Source organism: Candidatus Symbiopectobacterium sp. NZEC135 (genome assembly GCF_025962695.1).
This window is the reverse complement of sequence record NZ_JAGFPF010001185.1, coordinates 1-668: the sequence shown is the minus strand read 5'-3', so window position 1 is coordinate 668 and position 668 is coordinate 1. Positions and strand designations below refer to the sequence as shown.

The 668-nt window shown below is 56.7% G+C and carries 1 protein-coding gene; it reads left to right on the top strand.

Annotated elements, in window-relative coordinates; genetic code table 11:
- Positions 1-621: ABC transporter permease (locus tag J5224_RS33240; RefSeq protein ID WP_264629159.1), on the top strand; the 621-nt coding region annotated here is incomplete at its 5' end.
- Between the last annotated feature and the right edge of the window lie 47 nt (positions 622-668).

Here is a 668-nt window from a genome sequence, read left to right as displayed (position 1 = left end):
ATCATCATCACCATCTCCACTCTGAACATCTTTTACGGTCTGCTGCTGTGGTTTAGCAAAGGGGTGTGGTTGTACGACTTTCCCGCGTGGTTTGAATCAGGCTTTATGCTGTTCAAGTACACCGACGCTGACGGCTACGACTACGGACTGGGCTTGCCCATGCTCACCATGTTCGCGGTGCTGGCGTTGACTGCGTTTATCATGAATTTCACCACCGTTGGGCGCAAGATTTACGCCTTGGGTGGAAACCGTGAATCGGCCAGTCGCCTTGGCTTTAGCGTATTGCTGCTGCAATGCTTCGTTTATGGCTATATGGGACTGATGTCCGGCGTGGCGGGCGTGGTGCAATCCTGGACGGTGCGCACCGTGGCACCGGACTCGCTGCTGGGCTACGAACTGACGGTGCTGGCTGCGGTGGTGCTGGGCGGTACTAGCCTGGTGGGCGGACGCGGCACGCTGATTGGCACCGTGCTCGGGGTGATCCTGCTGGCGGTGTTGCAGAATGGGCTGAATTTGCTGGGGGTCTCTTCCTATTGGCAGACCTTGATCACCGGTATCATTATTGTGGTCAGCATCAGCGCCACGGCGTGGAGCCAGCACCAAAACCGGAGTCTACTATGAAGATATCGCTGCGCGAGAACGTAGAAACCTACCTGATGGGCTTGCTG